The sequence below is a fragment of the Microbacterium sp. AC132 genome (assembly GCF_979258525.1).
This window is the reverse complement of record NZ_OZ409862.1, coordinates 2977695-2995025: the sequence shown is the minus strand read 5'-3', so window position 1 is coordinate 2995025 and position 17331 is coordinate 2977695. Positions and strand designations below refer to the sequence as shown.

Below are 17331 nucleotides of genomic sequence, written 5' to 3'. Positions count from 1 at the left end.
TCAGCTCCGGTCGCGCAGCCTCTGCGCGGCCGCGAGGACGCCGATGCTGAGGATGCCGTTGCGCATCCGCCCATCGAGCACCGCGTCGACCGCGGCATCGAGCGGCACCCACTCCACGCGGATGTCAGCCTCTTCGTCCACGCGCGCGTGCGCTTCGTTCGCCGTCGACACACCACTCGCGAGGAAGACGTGGATGACCTCGTCGTTGCCACCCGGGGTCGTCCACGACGATACGAGCGGCTCCCAGTGCGCGGCGACGAGATCGGCCTCCTCCGCCAGCTCGCGCTGAGCTGCCGCGAGGGGCTCCTCCCCCGGCATGTCGAGCAGACCTGCCGGCAGCTCCCAGTCGCGGTGACGGATCGGGTGCCGGTACTGCTGGATCAGCAGTACGCGACCCTGGTCATCGAGCGCGAGGATCGCTACGGCGCCGGTGTGCGCGACATACTGACGGCGGATCTCCCCGTCGCCGTAACGCACACGGTCGTCGCGCACATTCCAGACGGCACCCTCGTAGACGAGGTCACTCTGCAGAACCTCCGGCTGGAAGGGCTCGTCTCTCAGCTCATCGAACTCAGACATGGGCTTCGCCACGCTCAGGCGACTGCTTCGCCGAACTCGGCATCGGCCTCGACGTCGAAGAGCTCGCTCGAGCGGTGACGCTCGATCGCAGCCCCGACCAGGCCACGGAACAGCGGGTGGGGGTCGGTCGGGCGCGAGCGGAGCTCCGGGTGCGCCTGGGTGGCGATGTAGTACGGGTGGACGTCCCGCGGGAGCTCGACGTACTCGACCAGGTCGAGCTCGGGGTTGAGACCCGAGAAGACCAGACCGGCCTCGGAGAGACGCGCACGGTAGGCGTTGTTGACCTCGTAGCGGTGGCGGTGACGCTCCGACGCCTCGGGGCCGCCGTACAGCTCGCTCGCCAGGGAGCCCTCCGCCAGCGCCGCCTTGTAGAGGCCGAGCCGCATCGTGCCACCCAGGTCTCCACCGTCGAGGATCTCGATCTGCTCCGCCATCGTGGCGATGACCGGCTCGGTCGTCTCGGGGTCGAACTCGCTCGACGACGCGCCCTCGATGCCGGCGACATCACGGGCGTATTCGATGACCATGCACTGGAGGCCGAGGCACAGGCCGAGGGTCGGAATACCCTGCTCGCGCGCGAACTTCAGCGCACCGAGCTTGCCCTCGATCCCACGGATGCCGAAGCCACCGGGAACGCAGATGCCGTCGAGTGCGGCGAGCTGCTCGCGCGCGCCCTCGGGGGTCTCGCAGCGGTCCGACGGGATCCAGCGGATGTTGACCTTGGTCTCCTGTGCGAAACCGCCGGCCTTCAGCGCTTCGGTCACCGAGAGGTAGGCGTCCGGCAGGTCGATGTACTTGCCGACCAGGCCGATGGTGACCTCGTGCTTCGGGTTGTGCACGGCGTGGAGGACCTTGCTCCAGCGCGACCAGTCCACCTCGTCGGCAGCCTTCTGGTCGAGTCCGAGGCGGCGCACGATGTACGAGTCGAGCCCCTGGTCGTTGAGCGTCGAAGGGATGTCGTAGATGCTCGGCAGATCGACCGTGTTGATGACGCCCTCGGCGTCGACGTCGCACATGAGTGCGATCTTGTTGCGGTTGCTCTCGCTCACAGGCCGGTCGCTGCGGAGCACGAGGGCATCGGGCTGGATGCCGACCTGACGGAGGGCCGCCACCGAGTGCTGGGTCGGCTTCGTCTTCTGCTCACCGGATGCGCCCATGAACGGAACCAGCGAGACGTGCACGAAGAACACGCTGTCGCGTCCGAGCTCGTGACGCAGCTGACGAGCGGCCTCGAGGAACGGCTGCGACTCGATGTCGCCGACCGTTCCGCCGACCTCGGTGATGATCACGTCGGGGCGAGGATCCTCGGTCGCCTGCAGACGCATGCGGCGCTTGATCTCATCGGTGATGTGCGGGATGACCTGCACGGTGTCGCCGAGGTACTCGCCGCGACGCTCGCGGGCGATGACCTGTGAGTAGATCTGACCGGTCGTGACGTTCGCCGCCTGCGACAGGTTGATGTCGAGGAAGCGCTCGTAGTGGCCGATGTCGAGGTCGGTCTCGGCACCGTCATCCGTGACGAACACCTCACCGTGCTGGAACGGGTTCATCGTGCCCGGATCGACGTTGAGATACGGGTCGAGCTTCTGCATCACGACGCGGAGTCCGCGTGCGGTGAGGAGGTTGCCGAGGCTTGCGGCAGTGAGCCCCTTACCCAAAGACGAAACGACACCACCCGTCACAAAGATGTGCTTGGTCGTGTCGTTCTTGGGCCCCGCAGAAGAAGAGTTCATCACGGGCTTCGATCCTATCAGGAGGTGAGGGCGCCGAGGCTGAGAAGTTCTCGGGCGTGGGTGATCGCGGCATCCGAATCGGTCAATCCGGACAGCAGTCGGGCCATCTCGGCCTCGCGCTCCTGGCCTTCGAGACGGCGGACACTCGATGCGGTGACTGCTCCGTCGTGGGATTTCACGACGGAGAGGTGGTTGTTGGCGAACGCGGCGACCTGAGCCAGATGGGTCACGGCGATCACCTGCGACTTCTCTGCGAGTCGGGCGAGTCGTCGGCCGACCTCGATCGCCGCCGCACCGCCGATGCCGGCATCGACCTCGTCGAAGACGAAGGTCGGCACGGGGTCGGTGCCGGCGATCACGACCTCGATGGCGAGCATCACGCGCGACAGCTCACCGCCGGATGCCCCCTTCGAGACGGAGCGGGGTTCGGCACCGGGGTGGGGCGCGAGCAGGATGGCGACGTCGTCGCGGCCGTGAGCGCTCTCCGCCCCGGGCGTGACCGCGACCTCGAGAGTCGCGTCCGGCATGGCGAGCTCGTGCAGCTCATCGCTCACGGCGACGCCCAGTCGTGCTGCGGCTGCGGTGCGCTTCGCGGTCAGTGTCTCGGCCCGGGAATCCAGCTCAGCGCGAGCGGCGTCCCGTTCGGCCTCGAGGCGTGCGAGCCGCTCGCCGTCGTCTTCGAGTTCGGCGAGCCGGGTCGATCCGGTCTGCCACAGCTCGAGCGCCTCGTCCAGCGAACCGTGCGCACGGATGAGCGTGCTCAGTGCCGCGCGCCGTTCTTCGACAGCCGCGAGCTCGTGCGGTCCCGATTCGTCGAGATCGGCGAGGTAGGCGGAGAGCTGTCCGGCGATGTCGGCGATCCGGTAGCCGATGTCGGCGAGGCCTGCGGATATCTCGGTGAGCGCGGCGTCGGAGACCCGTTCGAGCGCGCGACGCGCCTCGGCGATCAATGCGGATGCGTCGGGCTCGCCCTCTTCGTTCGAGAGCGCGCCGTGGGCGAGCGAGGCCGCGAGGCGCAGCTCCTCGGCGTTCGCCAGGCGCTCGGCCCGTGCCGACAGCTCGACGTCCTCGCCCGGTTCCGGGGCGGCAGCCTCGATGAGAGCAAGTGCCTCCCGAAGCCGGGAGGCCTCGTCGGCTCGGCGATCACGGTTCTCGGTGATGTCCGCGATCTCGGAATCCAGCTCGCGCCACCGGGTGAACGACGATGCGTAGGCGTCGAGCGCCCGGGCGATCGGCGCTCCTCCGAAGCGATCGAGCGCATCGCGCTGCGCAGCGGCAGAGCGCAGCCTGAGCTGCTCGGACTGACCGTGCACGACGACCAGCTCCTCGGCCAGGGCCGACAGCACACCCGCCGGCGCCGCGCGTCCTCCGACGCTCGCACGGCTGCGTCCCTCGGCGCTCAGCGTGCGTGAGACGTACAGCTCTGCGGCACCGGAACCGGCGGGTTCCAGCTCGCCCCCGGCGTCTGCCACGATGTCCGCGACGTCGCCGGTCTCGGGGACGATCCACACGCCCGCGACCGAGGCCTGGGTGGCACCGGCACGCACCGCTCCGGAATCGGCGCGCTGACCGAGCAGCAGGCCGAGGCCGGTCACGACCATCGTCTTGCCGGCACCGGTCTCACCTGTGATCGCGGTGAATCCGGGCCCGAGAGGCAGCACGGCGTCGGCGATCACGCCGAGTCCCTGCATCCGCATCTCCTCGATCATGAGGCTGCCCCCTGCCCGCGCCATCCCGCGACCGGCAACTGGAACTTGCGCACCAGACGATCGGTGAACGCGGTCGGGTGCAGACGCGCGAGGCGCACGGGGCGCGATGATCGCCGCACGACGACTCGGGCCCCCGGCGGCAGGTCGTGAGACCGTCGCCCGTCGCACCAGAGGATGCCAGCGCCGGACGTGCCTTCGAGCATCTCGATGGCCACGGCGGCATCGGGGCTGACCACCAGCGGCTTGGCGAAGAGGGCGTGCGCCGAGAGCGGCACCACCGCGATGGCTTCGACGCTCGGCCAGATGACCGGACCGCCCGCGGAGAAGTTGTAGGCCGTGGACCCGGTCGGAGTGGACACGACCATTCCGTCGCATCCGAAGCTCGAGAGGGGGCGTCCGTCGATCTCGAGCACGACCTCGATCATGCGCTCCCGACTCGCCTTCTCGACCGTCGCCTCGTTGAGGGCGAACGTCTCGTAGACCACCTCGCCGTCGACGTCCTTGACCCGGACCGACAGCGCGAGACGCTCTTCGACCTCGTAGTCGCGGTCGATGACGCGGCGCATGGCGGCATCCATGTCGTCACGATCGATCTCCGCGAGGAATCCGACGTGGCCCATGTTGATCCCGAGCACGGGAGCCGCGCAGCCGCGCACCAGCTCGGCGGCTCGCAGGATCGTGCCGTCGCCGCCCAGGACGATCGCGAGCTCGAGCTGCTCCTGCTGCACCGTCTCGCCGAGCACGTCGACATCCGCGAAGCGGGCATCGACGGCACGCAGGTCGAGGCTGTCGTCGGCGGCGAGCACGGGGCGCGCCCCCGCGCCACGCAGCGCATCGACCACGCGGAGGGCCGCTTCGACCGTGTCTTCCCTGCCGGCATGGGCGACGACCAGGATGTTGCGCTCGTTCATCGTCTCCCTGTCAGTTCGTTGATGCGGTCCGACCATTCTGACGGATCACTGCCGCGGCCCGGTGCGAGGTGCAGAAGGTATTCCGTGTTCCCGCGGGTCCCGAGAATCGGGGAGGACAGGATGCCGAGCATGCCGAGCCCCGCGTCCCAAGCGCTCCACGCCGTCCGCGCGACGGCGTCGGCGCGCGTGGCGGGATCTGTCACCAGTCCCCCGCGCACGGCCGTTCGACCGACCTCGAACTGGGGTTTGACCAGCAGCACGATGTCGGATCCCGCCGCTGCCACGCTCGCGACGGCCGGCAGGACATGCTCGAGCGAGATGAACGAGAGGTCGCCCACGATGAGGTCGGGGGCTGCGTCCTCCCCGGTCACGTCCCTCAGGTTCTCTGGGGTCATGTATCGGACGTTGTACCCCTCGACGCGCACCACACCGGGATCGGATGCCACGGCAGCGGCCATCTGATCGTGTCCGACGTCGACGGCCAGCACACGGCGCGCTCCGCGCTCACGCAGCACCTGGGTGAAGCCACCGGTGGAGGCGCCCATGTCGAGCGCCAGGCGCCCTTCGGCAGAGATGCCGAAGCCGTCGAGCGCGGCGACCAGCTTGTGCGCGCCGCGACCGACATAGTGGTCGGCACCCGCGACGGAGATCTCGGCCTCATCGCTGACAGGCGTCGACGCCTTCACGACCGGTCGGCCGTCGATGCTCACCAGACCGTCAGCGATCAGGGTTGCGGCGTGGGTGCGTGAGCGGGCGAGTCCTCGCGCGGCGAGGGCAGCGTCAAGTCGCGTCATCGGGCGCCCGGCGCATCGCGCTGATCGAGTCTCGCGCCGCTGTCGAGGCGGCGGGACAGCTCGTCATGCAGCCCGGAGTACGCGTCTGCTCTGGCAGCGAGAGGCTGCCCCTCGATCAGGCGCAGGCGACTCCACAGACCATCGGTCGGTGCGTCCGTCGTCTCTTCGCTCACGCTTCTACTGTACGCGGCAGGGCCGACACGTCGGCGGAGCCACGGCGAGGGCCCGACTGCCCGTCAGGGCCGGTGGAAGGGGTCGTCGTAGAGGCGCTCAGGGACGCGAAGCACGAACACCGGTGTCCCGGAAGCCCAGATCGCGGCTGCCCCGGCGCGCAGCAGATCGATCTGCGCCTCGCCCTCGGCGATGATCTCGACATCCGCACCGCTGACGCGCACAGACGCGCCGTTGACCGAATAGACGCCGTCCTTGGACGTGACCTCCGGGTACGGCTGGTGCAGTTCCCGCAGATCGCTCAGGATGTACGTCGGACGGGATCCTTCCGGTGCCGCGAGCACGTGCTTCGGCCGGTCGATGCCCGTGAGCACCAGCGCGGAGTCGATACCCGCCCTGACCGCCCCGAGAATGTCGGTGTCGAGACGGTCGCCGATGAACAGCGGCTTCGTCGCGCCGAAGCGCGACGTGGCCTCCTCGAAGATCGGAGTCTCCGGTTTGCCTGCGACTGTCGCGAGCCGGCCGATCGCCGTGTGCACGGCGGACACGAGCGTCCCGTTGCCCGGGGCGACGCCGCGTTCGCGCGGGATCGTCCAATCGGTGTTGGTGGCGATCCACGGGATGCCGCCCTCATCTTCGGGGAGCTTCAGGGCGAATGCCGCTTCTGCCAGGTCCGTCCAGGCGACCTCAGGGGCGAAGCCCTGCACGACCGCATCCGGAGCATCCTCAGCACTGCGAGTCACCGTGTAACCGGCCTTCTCGGCCTCGTCCACGAGCCCGGCTCCCCCGACGATCAGCAACGTCGCCGGAGGGGGCACGATCCCGGCGAGCAGCCGCATGGCGGCCTGCGGGCTGGTGATGACATCAGCCGGGGCGACGTCGAGACCCAGGCTGCTGAGGTGCTCGGCGACCGACGCGTCGGTGCGCGACGCGTTGTTCGTGATGTAACCGAGTCTCGCGGTCTCACCGGCCGCGTTGAGGCTCTCCACCGCGTAGGGCAGCGCGCCAGGGCCCGCATAGACGACGCCATCCAGGTCAGCGAGCACGGCGTCGACACCGTCGAGCGGCGTGCGCAGCGCGGGCTTCTTGGAGAACAGCCCCACTACGCCTCCTCAGAGGGCTCGGATGCTGTGCGCTTCGCGTCGGTGTCGGCGAGGTCGCCGTCCTCGTCCTCGTCCTCGCCGAGAAGCTCACGCACCTCGTCGTCGATCGACGGTTCCGACTCGATATCGGACTCGGTGTCCGCCTCTTCAGCACCTGCAGCCGCGATGGTCTCGTCGGACTCGGCGGGCTCCAGGTCGGACTCAGAATCGTCAGAGCCAGAATCGTCGGATTCCGAGTCGTCGGACTCAGAATCGTCGGACTCAGAGTCGTCAGACCCAGAGTCGGACCGGCCGTCTTCAGCATGGTCGTCATCGAAGTCACCTTCGATGAGACCGTCTTCGATGATGATCTCCTCATCACCGGCTTCGTCGACGCCCAGCGCTTCCGCAGCGACCTCGGCGCGATGCGCCCAGAACTCTGCCTCGTCGGTGCGCCCCAGGTCCTCGAGCACGGCGGCGCGCGCAGCGAAGAGCGCGGGGCTCCACTCGAATGCGCGGTCGGGGTCGAGCTCAGGGATCTCGAGTTCGCCGAGCGCGAGATCGAGGTCGCCCTGATCCAGACGTGCACCCGACATGGCGATCGCCAGCGAGACACGGACGGGCGTGGTCAGAGCGGTCCGGTCGACAGCGCGACCGGTCTCGAGCGCACGGTCGGGGCGGCCGATGCCCCGCTCGCTGTCGACCATCAGGGCGATCTGATCGTCCTTGCCGGAGATGCGGCGGTACGTGCGCAGCTCACGCAGCGCAAGAGCGAAGTCCTCGGTCGCATAGGCGGTGATCCCGAGGGTCTCGCGGACGATCGCGATGCGGCCGGCACGGCGGGATGCTGCGAGAGCGTGCTCATGTGCGAGAGCGGGATCCTCGTCGATGAGACGCGACGCCATCGCGAGGTGACGAGCGACGAGGTCGGCGTTCTCCTTGCTCAGGGTCTTCAGCTCATTGCGCGCCGACGTGTGCAGGTCGCGGGCCGTGACGTCATCGGGGATGTGCGGGTCGTTGAAGCGAGGACGATCGCCCGCTGCCTGCACCGGACGCTCACGGTCCACTCCCCCACGCTGCGGGTACGAGCGCGACGAGTCGCGGTCCTGCCGCGGCGCGCGGTCATCGCGGTTGTAGCCACCCGTGCGGGGAGCACCACCGTCACGGCTGTCACGGTTGTAGCCGCCGGTACGGGGGGCGCCACCATCACGGTTGTCGCGGTTGTAGCCACCCGAACGCGGAGAACCACCATCACGGTTGTCGCGGTTGTAGCCACCCGAACGCGGAGAACCACCGTCGCGACTGTCGCGGTTGTACCCACCGGTACGGGGAGCGCCACCGTCACGGTTGTACCCACCGGTACGAGGTGCGCCACCGTCACGGTTGTAGCCACCGGTACGGGGAGCGCCACCATCACGATTGTCGCGGTTGTACCCACCGGTACGGGGAGCGCCACCATCACGATTGTCGCGGTTGTACCCACCGGTACGAGGTGCGCCACCATCACGATTGTCGCGGTTGTACCCACCGGTACGAGGTGCGCCACCATCACGATTGTCGCGGTTGTACCCACCAGTGCGGGGAGCGCCACCATCACGGCTGTCGCGGTTGTACCCACCAGTGCGAGGAGCGCCACCATCACGGCTGTCACGGTTGTACCCACCAGTGCGAGGAGCACCACCGTCACGGCTGTCACGGTTGTACCCACCAGTGCGAGGAGCACCACCATCGCGATTGTCGCGGTTGTACCCACCAGAACGCGGAGCGCCACCATCACGGCTGTCACGGTTGTACCCACCCGAACGGGGAGCCCCACCGTCGCGGTTGTAACCGCCAGTGCGCGGGGCACCACCATCGCGGTTATAACCGCCAGTGCGCGGGGCACCACCATCGCGGTTATAACCGCCAGTGCGCGGGGCACCACCATCGCGGTTATAGCCGCCCGAACGGGGAGCGCCACCATCACGGTTGTCGCGGTTGTAGCCGCCCGAACGAGAAGCGCCACCATCACGGTTATCGCGGTTGTACCCACCAGAACGGGGGGCACCACCATCGCGGCTGTAGCCGCCGGAACGGGGAGCGCCACCATCGCGGTTGTCGCGGTTGTACCCACCAGAACGGGGGGCTCCTCCGTCACGACTGTAACCGCCCTCGCGGCGGGGTGCGTCGTCGTGACGCGGACCGCTGCTGCGATTCTGTTCCGAGCGTCCTCCGGAAGGTCGGTTACTGCGCGATCCCTGGTCGTCGTTGCGACGCGGACGGCGCTCTTCCTCTTCCGGCATGATGCTCCCTGTTCTAGATGTTGTTAACGCAAAATGGCCACCCAACGATGGGTGGCCATTTGCTTAAAAGAAGTCCGGCGGTGTCCTACTCTCCCACAGGGTCCCCCCTGCAGTACCATCGGCGCTGTGAGGCTTAGCTTCCGGGTTCGGAATGTAAACCGGGCGTTTCCCTCACGCTATGGCCGCCGAAACACTATTGATGTTTCAATCAAACCTATAGACAAATCATTGTTGTCTCTAGGGTTCTCGACCGTACATCGAGAACCACTCAGTGGACGCGTAGCACCAACAAACGGTGTGTTATCAAGTCATCGGCTTATTAGTACCAGTCAGCTGCATGCATTACTGCACTTCCACATCTGGCCTATCAACCCAGTAGTCTGGCTGGGAGCCTCTCACCCGAAGGTATGGAAATCTCATCTTGAGGCCGGCTTCCCGCTTAGATGCTTTCAGCGGTTATCCATCCCGAACGTAGCTAATCAGCGGTGCTCCTGGCGGAACAACTGACACACCAGAGGTTCGTCCAACCCGGTCCTCTCGTACTAGGGTCAGATCCTCTCAAATTTCCTACGCGCGCAGCGGATAGGGACCGAACTGTCTCACGACGTTCTAAACCCAGCTCGCGTACCGCTTTAATGGGCGAACAGCCCAACCCTTGGGACCTACTCCAGCCCCAGGATGCGACGAGCCGACATCGAGGTGCCAAACCATGCCGTCGATATGGACTCTTGGGCAAGATCAGCCTGTTATCCCCGAGGTACCTTTTATCCGTTGAGCGACAGCGCTTCCACAAGCCACTGCCGGATCACTAGTCCCGACTTTCGTCCCTGCTCGACCTGTCAGTCTCACAGTCAAGCTCCCTTGTGCACTTACACTCGACACCTGATTGCCAACCAGGTTGAGGGAACCTTTGGGCGCCTCCGTTACTTTTTGGGAGGCAACCGCCCCAGTTAAACTACCCACCAGGCACTGTCCCTGAACCGGATTACGGTTCGAAGTTAGATATCCAGAGTGACCAGAGTGGTATTTCAACAATGACTCCACATGAACTGGCGTCCATGCTTCACAGTCTCCCACCTATCCTACACAAGCCACACCGAACACCAATACCAAGCTGTAGTAAAGGTCACGGGGTCTTTCCGTCCTGCTGCGCGTAACGAGCATCTTTACTCGTAATGCAATTTCGCCGAGTTCGCGGTTGAGACAGTTGGGAAGTCGTTACGCCATTCGTGCAGGTCGGAACTTACCCGACAAGGAATTTCGCTACCTTAGGATGGTTATAGTTACCACCGCCGTTTACTGGGGCTTAAATTCTCAGCTTCGCCTTGCGGCTAACCGGTCCTCTTAACCTTCCAGCACCGGGCAGGCGTCAGTCCGTATACATCGTCTTGCGACTTGGCACGGACCTGTGTTTTTAGTAAACAGTCGCTACCCACTAGTCTCTGCGGCCTCCAAACGCTTTCGGAGCAAGTCCTAATACGTCGAAGGCCCCCCTTCTCCCGAAGTTACGGGGGCATTTTGCCGAGTTCCTTAACCACGATTCTCTCGATCTCCTTGGTATTCTCTACCTGACCACCTGAGTCGGTTTGGGGTACGGGCGGCTAGAACCTCGCGTCGATGCTTTTCTTGGCAGCATAGGATCATCCACTTTTTATCCGCATCGTGTCTCAGCCTATATGAGAGACGGATTTGCCTATCTCTCGGCCTACGCACTTGCACCAGGACAACCATCGCCTGGCTTGGACTACCTTCCTGCGTCACACCTGTTAATACGCTAACCGCACCAGAATGGGGTCGTGCGCTAGGCCCAACGCGTCACCCCGAAGGGATCAGTCATTGGGATTCAGACACTTAGCACTACTGGATTAGCTTGGGCGGTTCTTCGCCGGTACGGGAATATCAACCCGTTGTCCATCGACTACGCCTGTCGGCCTCGCCTTAGGTCCCGACTTACCCAGGGAAGATTAGCTTGACCCTGGAACCCTTGGTCTTTCGGAGGACGTGTTTCTCACACGTCTTTCGCTACTCATGCCTGCATTCTCACTCGTGTAGCCTCCACGGCTGGTTTACACCGCCGCTTCGCTGGCCACACGACGCTCTCCTACCCATCAACACGGCTGGACCACGAAGGCCTACCAATAATGTCAATGCCACAACTTCGGTGGCGTGCTTGAGCCCCGTTACATTGTCGGCGCGGAATCACTTGACCAGTGAGCTATTACGCACTCTTTCAAGGGTGGCTGCTTCTAAGCCAACCTCCTGGTTGTCAAGGCAACTCCACATCCTTTCCCACTTAGCACGCGCTTTGGGACCTTAGTTGGTGGTCTGGGTTGTTTCCCTCTCGACTATGAAGCTTATCCCCCACAGTCTCACTGCTGCGCTCTCACTTACCGGCATTCGGAGTTTGGCTGACGTCAGTAACCTTGTAGGGCCCATCGGCCATCCAGTAGCTCTACCTCCGGCAAGAAACACGCAACGCTGCACCTAAATGCATTTCGGAGAGAACCAGCTATCACGAAGTTTGATTGGCCTTTCACCCCTATCCACAGCTCATCCCCTCAGTTTTCAACCTAAGTGGGTTCGGTCCTCCACGACGTCTTACCGTCGCTTCAACCTGGCCATGGATAGATCACTTCGCTTCGGGTCTAGGACATGCGACTGAATCGCCCTATTCAGACTCGCTTTCGCTACGGCTACCCCTCAACGGGTTAACCTCGCCACATATCGCTAACTCGCAGGCTCATTCTTCAAAAGGCACGCTGTCACAGCTACTAAGGCTGCTCCAACGGTTTGTAAGCAAACGGTTTCAGGTACTATTTCACTCCCCTCCCGGGGTACTTTTCACCTTTCCCTCACGGTACTTGTCCGCTATCGGTCATCTGGGAGTATTTAGGCTTATCAGGTGGTCCTGACAGATTCACACGGGATTTCACGGGCCCCGTGCTACTTGGGATACTCTTCGCGCCACGGTTGGCATTTCGACTACGGGGTTGGCACCCTCTATGACCGGCCTTTCAAGACCGTTCGTCTATACCATCGTGTAACGCCGCCATCTCGGCAGAGATGACTGAAAAGTCCCACAACCCCCAACGTGCAACGCCTGCCGGCTATCACACACGCTAGGTTTAGCCTGTTCCGGTTTCGCTCGCCACTACTAACGGAATCGCGGTTGCTTTCTCTTCCTGTGGGTACTGAGATGTTTCACTTCCCCACGTTCCCTCTACCCGCCCTATATATTCAGGCGGGAGTCACTAGGTCGGCACGCCGCCCAGCGGGGTTTCCCCATTCGGACACCCTCGGATCAAAACTTGCTTATCAGTTCCCCGAGGCTTATCGCAGATTGCTACGTCCTTCTTCGGCTCCAGATGCCAAGGCATCCACCGTTTGCTCTTAAAGACTTGAAATCACATGAGTTTGAATCAGAATCGACACCAGACCCAAAGGCCTGGCATGAAATTGACTAATGATCTTTAAGATCATCTTGTGCAACCGACCGAAGCCGGCTGCAAGATGCTCGCGTCCACTGTGTAGTTCTCAAAGTACGGGCGGTACCCCTTCTCGCCACCCCCACAGGGGAAACAACAAGAGGCCCAGAGGTACAGAAACGATCCGAAGATCGCATCCGGTCCCTCAGGACCCAACAGCGTGCAAGTGCGACATCCGAAACCCTCCCCGTTCCCACCGCAAGCGGTGTACTAAGCGAGAGCTTCTTCCTTCGCACCATGTCAAATGTTCCACCCATGAGCTCCCAGCGAAGAACGAACGTCTTCGATCTGGGTTCTGGACTCCGAAGAGTCAGATGCTCCTTAGAAAGGAGGTGATCCAGCCGCACCTTCCGGTACGGCTACCTTGTTACGACTTAGTCCTAATTACCGATCCCACCTTCGACGGCTCCCTCCACAAGGGTTAGGCCACCGGCTTCAGGTGTTACCGACTTTCATGACTTGACGGGCGGTGTGTACAAGACCCGGGAACGTATTCACCGCAGCGTTGCTGATCTGCGATTACTAGCGACTCCGACTTCATGAGGTCGAGTTGCAGACCTCAATCCGAACTGGGACCGGCTTTTTGGGATTCGCTCCACCTCGCGGTATTGCAGCCCTTTGTACCGGCCATTGTAGCATGCGTGAAGCCCAAGACATAAGGGGCATGATGATTTGACGTCATCCCCACCTTCCTCCGAGTTGACCCCGGCAGTATCCCATGAGTTCCCACCATTACGTGCTGGCAACATAGAACGAGGGTTGCGCTCGTTGCGGGACTTAACCCAACATCTCACGACACGAGCTGACGACAACCATGCACCACCTGTTTACGAGTGTCCAAAGAGTTGACCATTTCTGGCCCGTTCTCGTATATGTCAAGCCTTGGTAAGGTTCTTCGCGTTGCATCGAATTAATCCGCATGCTCCGCCGCTTGTGCGGGTCCCCGTCAATTCCTTTGAGTTTTAGCCTTGCGGCCGTACTCCCCAGGCGGGGAACTTAATGCGTTAGCTGCGTCACGGAATCCGTGGAATGGACCCCACAACTAGTTCCCAACGTTTACGGGGTGGACTACCAGGGTATCTAAGCCTGTTTGCTCCCCACCCTTTCGCTCCTCAGCGTCAGTTACGGCCCAGAGATCTGCCTTCGCCATCGGTGTTCCTCCTGATATCTGCGCATTCCACCGCTACACCAGGAATTCCAATCTCCCCTACCGCACTCTAGTCTGCCCGTACCCACTGCAGGCCGGAGGTTGAGCCTCCGGATTTCACAGCAGACGCGACAAACCGCCTACGAGCTCTTTACGCCCAATAATTCCGGATAACGCTTGCGCCCTACGTATTACCGCGGCTGCTGGCACGTAGTTAGCCGGCGCTTTTTCTGCAGGTACCGTCACTTTCGCTTCTTCCCTGCTAAAAGAGGTTTACAACCCGAAGGCCGTCATCCCTCACGCGGCGTTGCTGCATCAGGCTTGCGCCCATTGTGCAATATTCCCCACTGCTGCCTCCCGTAGGAGTCTGGGCCGTGTCTCAGTCCCAGTGTGGCCGGTCACCCTCTCAGGCCGGCTACCCGTCGACGCCTTGGTGAGCCATTACCTCACCAACAAGCTGATAGGCCGCGAGCCCATCCCCAACCAATAAATCTTTCCAGTAACTGACCATGCGGTCGCTACTCGTATCCAGTATTAGACGCCGTTTCCAGCGCTTATCCCAGAGTCAGGGGCAGGTTGCTCACGTGTTACTCACCCGTTCGCCACTGATCCCACAGAGCAAGCTCCGTGTTCACCGTTCGACTTGCATGTGTTAAGCACGCCGCCAGCGTTCATCCTGAGCCAGGATCAAACTCTCCGTAAAAAAGAAATGCATACGACACCGGGAAAACGGTGACGCAGCGAGTTTGATGCTGACCAAAGAGACAAATCATTGCTGACTTTATCCGTTGCCAACCCCACAAGGAGGTTGGTCTTTGATCCAAAGGAATCTCATCCAGCCGAAGCTGAATCGAGGTTATTTGGCATTTGACAAGTGCACGCTGTTGAGTTCTCAAGGATCGGATGCTCCCACGACCCAGTCATCACAACCAGGCCCGAAGGGCAACTTCTCTATCTTAGCCATCCCGTCCCGCTTGTCAAATCAGCGCGCCGCGCGGATCTTAGATCCGCTGCGCAGCTCTTGACAGCCGCAGATGGGGTGGATCTCCCATCCTAGACGCAGGCGTCTGTTCTCACAAGTGAGTGGATCGGGAGGTGGTTCTCCGCTTGAGGGGGTGAAGCTCTCGGCTCCTCCGCTTCCCTGTGGGGCGAACAAGTAATAAGTTACGTGGGTTCTGGGGTTCTGGCAAATCGGGCCACCACCCCCGGGCGTGTCGCCGCACCAGGTGGCAACACTTTTCCCAGTCCAGCGCTGGTATTCCGCCGAGATCGCCGCCACGAGTACGATCGCAGCGTGACCCAGCTGCCGAATCGCGCCCCCTCCGCTGCTCTGTTGGACCGCGTGTGGTCCGCCCTCGGGCTCGCGCCGGTGGAGGTCGATTCCGGCGCCCCCTTCGTTCACGCCGTGCCTCTCGAGTCGCGCCTCGCGACGGCGGATCTGGCCTGGGCGAGCGTTCGGGCCGTGTGTCTGGCGGCCGGCGTCGACTCCCTCCCCGACCCCGATCGCATCGCCGTCACGTACCGGAGCGATCGGGTGCTCACCGTCGACGGACGCGCCCCCGATGTCTGGTCCCCGTACTCGGGATTCTTCCGGGCGTCCGACGGGTGGATCCGCACCCATGGCAACTACCCCCACCACGCGATGCGCCTTCTGACCGGTCTCGGGCTCGGAATCGACGCAGCGGGCGAAGACGTCCGAGCGGCCATCCTGACTCAGTCGGCCGCCGACGCTGTCGATCGGATCGTCGATGCGGGCGGACTCGCCGTGCCCGTGCTGCCGGAGAACCCCATCCACGACGCTCAGCTGCGGTCCGCTCCCCTGCTCCAGGTCGATCGGATGCCCTCCCCGAGCGGCGAGGAGCCGCGCCGGCGAGACGGCGACGATCGTCGTGCACCACTCACCGGCACCCGCGTGCTCGATCTCACCCGGGTGATCGCCGGTCCCGTCTGCACCCGCACGCTCGCACTGCTGGGAGCAGACGTGCTGCGCGTCGATCCCCCGCAGCTGCCCGAGCCCGAGTGGCAGCACTTCGACACCGGTCACGGGAAGCGATCGACGCTGCTCGACGCCGGAACCGAGCGTTTCGACCAGCTGCTCGCCGAGGCTGACGTCGTCGTCCTCGGGTACCGACCGGCAGCCCTCGCGCGACTCGGCCTCTCCGCATCCGCCCTGATCGAGCGGCACCCGAGTCTGGTGATCGCGGAGCTCAGTGCGTGGGGCGACGACCACCCCTCTCGCGCAGGGTTCGACAGTCTGGTGCAAGCGGAGTCCGGGATCGCCATGATCGAGACGCCGGACGGCGACCGCCCGGGGGTCCTCCCCGCGCAGGCCCTCGATCACAGTGCCGGGTACCTGCTCGCAGCCTCGATCATCTCGCTGCTCGAGCGGCGCCGTCGAGAAGGTGGTGGCTGGGTGGTGCGCACGTCGCTGCGTCGAGTGGCCGCCGAGCTTCTCGGAATGCCACGGTCCTCGGGATCGCGATCGGTATCGGGGTCGGAGCGGGAACGGGTACTGGACCTCGCCGCCCACACCGCGACGTTCGACGTCGCAGGGCAGACGATCACCACGGCGCGATCGGCGCTTCCCGGCCTCGAGCTCGCCGCCCCCCATCGCTGGGGATCCGATCAGCCGCGCTGGTGAATGCGTCGGAACACCGGCAGCGACAGACAGAGCACGAGAGTGAGCACACCCCACAGGGCGCACGCCGGCGGCAGCATCCGGTAGGCCAGATGCTGGTAGGTGAACTCCTCGGTGAACGGCCCGTAGCCGGCGTAGCCGAGGGCCCACGCCGTGATCAGCACCACGGGAAGTGACAGCCACCAGGCGATTCGGACGCCCGACGGCAGCACGCGATCCACTCGTTCGCGGGGAACAGCGCGGTTCACCCGGAGAATCCCCCAGATACCGATCACGAGCAGGCCGATCACGCTCGAGCCGTACTGCAGCCACTTGTATCCGATGAACGGCCCCCACACATCGTCGAGCGCGGGAAGCACATCGACGCCCCAACGCCCCTCGTGCGTGAAGAGATCCCAGACGATGTGCGACAGCACTCCCAGCACCAGCGATGCCGCGAGCATCGCCGGGTACAGCCGATCTCGAGCACCGACGCCGACGGCGGCTCGGGCCGCGTCGACGCCGGACTGCGACCAGTCGACAGGAACCCGGCGAGCCAGCCAGAGCGGAGAGAGCTCACCGACGGCCGGGCGCAGCACGACGCGCCACAGCAGGAACAGCACGAAAGCGACCAGCGCGGTCCACACGACGTTGCCGAATGAGTGGGTGAACGAGTACGGCAGGCCGACCCCGCGGATGAACAGCGGAAGGTCGGGCGTCATGGCGCCGATCGCGATCGCAGCGGGCACGAGCGGCGTGCGAATGAACGGGAGGGCGACCACTGCATGACTCGGCGTGAACGGCATCGGCAGGCTCCTGTC

At 64.0% G+C, this 17331-nt stretch carries 11 protein-coding genes and 3 rRNA genes; 2 read left to right on the top strand and 12 right to left on the bottom strand.

Translation table 11 applies throughout. From position 1 onward, the window contains the following. From ACZZZQ_RS14370 to ACZZZQ_RS14335, 8 genes are all read right to left on the bottom strand, one after another. The gene (locus ACZZZQ_RS14370) at positions 1 to 579 is read right to left on the bottom strand and encodes an NUDIX domain-containing protein (RefSeq protein WP_463507812.1); all 579 of its coding nucleotides are present in this window, start codon (positions 577 to 579) and stop codon (positions 1 to 3) included. 14 nt (positions 580 to 593) lie between these two features. Continuing rightward, positions 594 to 2312: a CTP synthase gene (locus tag ACZZZQ_RS14365; protein WP_053096852.1), complete on the bottom strand. Its 1719-nt coding sequence runs from the start codon at positions 2310 to 2312 to the stop codon at positions 594 to 596. A 17-nt stretch (positions 2313 to 2329) separates the two neighbouring features. Next, the gene (recN, locus tag ACZZZQ_RS14360) at positions 2330 to 4021 is read right to left on the bottom strand and encodes a DNA repair protein RecN (RefSeq protein ID WP_463507811.1); all 1692 of its coding nucleotides are present in this window, start codon (positions 4019 to 4021) and stop codon (positions 2330 to 2332) included. Further along, on the bottom strand, positions 4018 to 4932 hold the full coding sequence (locus tag ACZZZQ_RS14355; RefSeq protein WP_053096854.1) for an NAD kinase: 915 nt from the start codon (positions 4930 to 4932) through the stop codon (positions 4018 to 4020). Before ACZZZQ_RS14355 ends, recN begins: the two co-directional genes overlap by 4 nt. After that, entirely contained in the window at positions 4929 to 5726 is a 798-nt protein-coding gene (locus ACZZZQ_RS14350) for a TlyA family RNA methyltransferase (protein ID WP_463507810.1), read from the bottom strand. Before ACZZZQ_RS14350 ends, ACZZZQ_RS14355 begins: the two co-directional genes overlap by 4 nt. Then, positions 5723 to 5899, bottom strand: coding sequence for a hypothetical protein (locus tag ACZZZQ_RS14345; RefSeq protein ID WP_320488823.1), 177 nt, complete (start codon positions 5897 to 5899; stop codon positions 5723 to 5725). Before ACZZZQ_RS14345 ends, ACZZZQ_RS14350 begins: the two co-directional genes overlap by 4 nt. Before the next feature lie 63 nt (positions 5900 to 5962). Beyond that, complete coding sequence (locus ACZZZQ_RS14340) at positions 5963 to 7000, bottom strand: HAD-IIA family hydrolase (RefSeq protein WP_187249865.1); 1038 nt, start codon at positions 6998 to 7000, stop codon at positions 5963 to 5965. Then, a complete protein-coding gene (locus ACZZZQ_RS14335) occupies positions 7000 to 8046 on the bottom strand; it encodes a hypothetical protein (protein ID WP_463507809.1) in 1047 nt (348 codons plus the stop codon). The genes ACZZZQ_RS14340 and ACZZZQ_RS14335 overlap by 1 nt, the downstream gene beginning before the upstream one ends. Between ACZZZQ_RS14335 and ACZZZQ_RS14330 the strand changes: the two genes are divergently transcribed. Further along, entirely contained in the window at positions 7987 to 9288 is a 1302-nt protein-coding gene (locus ACZZZQ_RS14330; RefSeq protein WP_463507808.1) for a hypothetical protein, read from the top strand. The two genes, ACZZZQ_RS14335 and ACZZZQ_RS14330, sit on opposite strands and share 60 nt — an antisense overlap. A gap of 45 nt (positions 9289 to 9333) precedes the next feature. On the opposite strand, the gene rrf is transcribed toward ACZZZQ_RS14330, so the two are convergent. The 3 genes from rrf to ACZZZQ_RS14315 form a co-directional block, all read right to left on the bottom strand. Continuing rightward, positions 9334 to 9451 (bottom strand): 5S ribosomal RNA (gene rrf, locus ACZZZQ_RS14325). Positions 9452 to 9560: 109 nt separating this feature from the next. Next, positions 9561 to 12665: ribosomal RNA gene (locus tag ACZZZQ_RS14320) — 23S ribosomal RNA — on the bottom strand. A gap of 406 nt (positions 12666 to 13071) precedes the next feature. After that, positions 13072 to 14596, bottom strand: a 16S ribosomal RNA gene (locus tag ACZZZQ_RS14315). The 16S, 23S and 5S rRNA genes sit together here, the layout of an rRNA operon. 591 nt (positions 14597 to 15187) lie before the next feature. On the opposite strand from ACZZZQ_RS14315, the gene ACZZZQ_RS14310 reads away from it, so the two are divergent. Next, positions 15188 to 16534, top strand: coding sequence for a CoA transferase (locus ACZZZQ_RS14310; RefSeq protein WP_463507807.1), 1347 nt, complete (start codon positions 15188 to 15190; stop codon positions 16532 to 16534). On the opposite strand, the gene ACZZZQ_RS14305 is transcribed toward ACZZZQ_RS14310, so the two are convergent. Next, positions 16519 to 17316 (bottom strand): DUF4184 family protein, encoded by a 798-nt coding sequence (locus ACZZZQ_RS14305; protein WP_400342143.1) that lies wholly within the window; start codon positions 17314 to 17316, stop codon positions 16519 to 16521. The genes ACZZZQ_RS14310 and ACZZZQ_RS14305 overlap by 16 nt on opposite strands. Positions 17317 to 17331 lie beyond the last annotated feature (15 nt).

What these genes read in the sequence shown, in the direction of transcription:
- ACZZZQ_RS14370 (WP_463507812.1), bottom strand. Translation starts at nt 579, where the DNA reads ATGTCTGAGTTCGATGAGCTGAGAGACGAGCCCTTCCAGCCGGAGGTT.
- ACZZZQ_RS14365 (WP_053096852.1), bottom strand. Translation starts at nt 2,312, where the DNA reads ATGAACTCTTCTTCTGCGGGGCCCAAGAACGACACGACCAAGCACATC.
- recN (WP_463507811.1), bottom strand. Translation starts at nt 4,021, where the DNA reads ATGATCGAGGAGATGCGGATGCAGGGACTCGGCGTGATCGCCGACGCC.
- ACZZZQ_RS14355 (WP_053096854.1), bottom strand. Translation starts at nt 4,932, where the DNA reads ATGAACGAGCGCAACATCCTGGTCGTCGCCCATGCCGGCAGGGAAGAC.
- ACZZZQ_RS14350 (WP_463507810.1), bottom strand. Translation starts at nt 5,726, where the DNA reads ATGACGCGACTTGACGCTGCCCTCGCCGCGCGAGGACTCGCCCGCTCA.
- ACZZZQ_RS14305 (WP_400342143.1), bottom strand. Translation starts at nt 17,316, where the DNA reads ATGCCGTTCACGCCGAGTCATGCAGTGGTCGCCCTCCCGTTCATTCGC.